Source organism: Aquabacterium sp. UBA2148, from assembly GCF_002328915.1.
GTDB lineage: Bacteria > Pseudomonadota > Gammaproteobacteria > Burkholderiales > Burkholderiaceae_C > Aquabacterium > Aquabacterium parvum.
The window spans coordinates 1-3,607 of record NZ_DCXA01000120.1 but is presented as its reverse complement, the minus strand read 5'-3'; the positions used below and the strand labels follow the sequence as shown (position 1 = coordinate 3,607).

The 3,607-nt window shown below is 65.7% G+C and carries 2 protein-coding genes and 1 tRNA gene; 2 read left to right on the top strand and 1 reads right to left on the bottom strand.

Features of this window, described 5'->3' with window-relative positions:
- Positions 1–43 precede the first annotated feature (43 nt).
- Complete coding sequence (gene htpG, locus B2W70_RS06575) at positions 44–1,945, bottom strand: molecular chaperone HtpG (protein WP_286744009.1); 1,902 nt, start codon at positions 1,943–1,945, stop codon at positions 44–46.
- Positions 1,946–2,169: 224 nt separating this feature from the next.
- On the opposite strand from htpG, the gene B2W70_RS06570 reads away from it, so the two are divergent.
- Positions 2,170–2,246, top strand: a tRNA-Met gene (locus tag B2W70_RS06570).
- 231 nt (positions 2,247–2,477) lie between these two features.
- Positions 2,478–3,607, top strand: a 1,130-nt coding sequence (locus tag B2W70_RS06565; protein ID WP_286744007.1) for a PAS domain-containing sensor histidine kinase, incomplete at its 3' end; no start/stop codon positions are given.

Sequence of the window (3,607 nt, the reverse complement as noted above, 5' to 3'; positions counted from 1 at the left end):
GGTTTGTTTCCGGGCTTGAGGCCGCCCGGCGGGCCTTGCCTGGTCAGACGGCGGCCGTCACGAGCAGGGCGTTGATGCGCCGAACGTAGGCAGCGGGGTCGTCGAGCTGACCGCCTTCGGCCAGCAGGGCCTGATCGAACAGGATGTGTGCCAACTCGTCGAAGTGCTCGCTGGCTTCGAGCTTCTTGACCAGCGCGTGCTCCGGGTTGAGTTCGAGCACGGGCTTGACCTCGGGCGCGGCCTGGCCCGCTTGTTTGAGCAGGCGCGCCAGGTGGCCGCTGATCTCGCCGTCTTCCGTCACCAGGCAGGCGGGCGAGTCGACCAGGCGGGTGGTGATGCGAACGTCCTTGGCGCGATCAGACAGTGCGGTCTTCAGGCGCTCGAGCACGGGCTTGAAGGCTTCGGCGGCTTCTTCGGCCTGCTTCTTTTCGGCCTCGTCCTGCAGGGAGCCCAGGTCCACGGCGCCCTTGGTGACGTTGTGCAGCGGCTTGCCTTCGAACTCGTGCAGGTGCGAGAGCAGCCACTCGTCGACGCGGTCGGTCAGCAGCAGCACCTCGATGCCCTTCTTCTTGAAGAGCTCGAGCTGCGGGCTGTTCTTGGCGGCTGCCAGGGTGTCGGCGGTGATGACGTAGATGCCTTCCTGGCCTTCCTTCATGCGCCCGATGTAGTCGGCCAGGCTCACCGACTGGGTGGCGCCGTCGTCCACGCCGGTGGAAGCGAAGCGCAGCAGCTTGGCGATGCGGTCACGGTTGGCAAAGTCCTCGCCAATGCCTTCCTTGAGCACCTGGCCGAACTCCGTCCAGAAGGAGGCGTACTGGTCGCGCTTGGCCTGGTCTTCGTTGCCCGCCAGGTCTTCGAGCATCGACAGCACGCGCTTGGTGCAACCTTCGCGGATGACCTTGACGTCGCGGCTTTCCTGCAGGATCTCGCGGCTGACGTTGAGCGGCAGGTCGGCCGAGTCGACCACGCCCTTGACGAAGCGCAGGTAGCTGGGCAGCAGGGCTTCGGCGTCGTCCATGATGAAGACGCGCTTGACGTAGAGCTTCAGGCCCCCCTTCTTGTCGCGGTTCCACAGGTCGTACGGGGCCTTGGCCGGGATGTAGAGCAGCTGGGTGTACTCGCTGCGGCCTTCGACGCGGTTGTGGGTGTGGGCCAGCGGGTCTTCGCTGTCGTGGCTGAGCTGCTTGTAGAACTCGGCGTATTGCTCGGGGGTGATGTCGGACTTGCTGCGCGTCCACAGCGCGGCTGCCTGGTTGATGGTTTCCCATTCGTCCAGAGTGACCTGCTCGCCCTTCTCGGCGTCCCACTCTTGCTTTTGCATCAGGATGGGCAGGGAGATGTGGTCGGAGTACTTGCCGACGATGCTGCGCAGCTTCCAGGCGGTGAGGTACTCGTCTTCGCCTTCGCGCAGGTGCAGGATGATGTCGGTGCCGCGAGTGGGCTTGGTGATGGCATCGACCTCGAAGTCGCCGGTGCCTTCGCTGCTCCAGCGCACGCCTTCGTCGGCGCTCAGGCCCGCGCGGCGGGACTCGACGGTGATGCGGTCGGCCACGATGTAGCCGCTGTAGAAGCCCACGCCGAACTGGCCGATGAGCTGAGCGTCCTTTTGCTGGTCGCCCGAGAGGCGCCCCATGAAGTCCTTGGTGCCGGATTTGGCGATGGTGCCGAGGTGATCGATGGCCTCTTGCGCGCTCATGCCGATGCCGTTGTCGCGGATGGTGAGCGTGCGGGCCTCTTTGTCGACGATCAGGCGCACGTCGAGGCTGGGGGCGTCTTCGTAGAGCGCCGAGTTGTCGAGGGCTTCGAAGCGCAGCTTGTCACAGGCGTCCGAGGCGTTGGAGATCAGCTCGCGCAGGAAGATCTCCTTGTTGGAGTACAGCGCGTGGGTGACGAGGTGCAGCAGTTGCTTGACTTCGGCCTGGAAGGAAAGGGTTTGCTTGCTCATGGGATGTCAAGTGTGAGAGCCCGCCTGCAGGGGCTGCGGGCAGGTTGGTTGGACGGGGCGCGCGTTGGAAGACCGCCATTGCGCCAGCGGCGCGCAGATGGGGACAGCCCAGAGACTTTCAAGGGGGCCAAGGCGGCATGATGCGCTCGCCACACGCTCGCGGACCGGATTGCGCCGGGGGCTTGCAAACGGCTTGAATTTCGGTGTATAGTTCAAGGCTTGATGGCGCTTTAGCTCAGTCGGTTAGAGCGATGGAATCATAATCCACAGGTCCGCGGTTCGAATCCGTGAAGCGCCACCAAAAAATCACCAAAGGCCCAGCAGCAGTGCTGGGCCTTTTTCGTTGGCGCAGCGGTTGCACCCCTGGCCCCGCCGCCGCCGCCGCACTGGCCCCACTGGCCACTGGCAACCCCCAGCGCACGGGCCTGCCCGTCGCAGCTATATTGGGTCGACCAATCGTCCACCCAAGCATGAAACCGCCTGTTCTGCCTGTTTCACGGAGCAGCCCCCCTGCGCCGCCGGAAGGGTGTCGATGAACTGGGTGCCCTTCGTCGCTTCGGCCTGCCTGGGCGCAGGGCTCGCGTCGCTGTGGCACCTGCGCCGCGCGCGGCAGCAGCGCAGGCAGTCGCAAAGCGTCAACCAGCAAATGCGCGAGCACCGCGCCATGGTCGAGAACACCAACGACGCGGTGCTGTTGATGGAGGCCGGCCGCATTGTCGAATGCAACCCGGCGGCGGAGCGGATGTTCGGCATGCCGCACACGGCCTTGATCGGTGCCCACCCCGCGTCGCTCTCGCCGCAGTTGCAGCCCGGTGGCGGGCGATCGCAGGACCTGGCCAACGCCAACATCGAACGCGCCTTGGGCGGCGAGCCGCAGCGATTTTTGTGGGAGCACCTGCGCAGCTCAGGCGAGGCGTTCACGGCAGAGGTGGCGTTGGCGCCAGCGTTCCAGCGCGGAGAAGGCCAGGTGCCGCGCTTCGTGGCGGTGTTGCGCGACGTCACCCAGGCGCGGCGTGCGGCCGAGGCGCTGCAGGTCAGCGAGCAACAGTTCCGCCGCCTGTTCGAGCTGGCGCCGGTGCCCCTGGCCCTGACCACCCAGCAGGGGCAGTTGATCGACTTCAACCGGCAATGGATCCAGGTGCTGGGCTACGACCGCAACGACGTGCCGACCATGTCGCAATGGTGGCAAAAGGCCTACCCTGATCCCACCTACCGCCAGGCCGTGCAGGACATCTGGAACAAGGCCATCGGTCGCGTCGTTCACGAGGGCCGCGAGTTGCAGCAAACGCAGGTGCAACTGACCTGCAAAAGTGGCCAGGTGCGCACGATGCGCGTGGGTGGCGCCCTGGTGGGCGACGCCATCCTGACCAGCTACATCGATGTGACCGAATTGCGCCAAGCCCAGCAGGCGCTGCAGACCCTCAACGCAGAGCTGGAACAGCGCGTCAGCGAACGCACCCGGGAACTCGAATCCGCCATCGATCACCTGCATCGCACCCAGGACGAACTCGTGCGCTCGGAAAAGCTCGCCGGGTTGGGCTCGCTGGTCGCGGGCGTGGCGCACGAGCTCAACACCCCGATCGGCAACGCCGTCATCGTCGCCAGCACGCTGGCCGACCAGCAGCGCCGCTTCGCCGATGAGGTCGAGACAGGCCTGCGGCG

Excerpts from the sequence above, each read along its gene's own strand:
- htpG (WP_286744009.1), bottom strand. The coding sequence starts at position 1,945 with ATGAGCAAGCAAACCCTTTCCTTCCAGGCCGAAGTCAAGCAACTGCTG.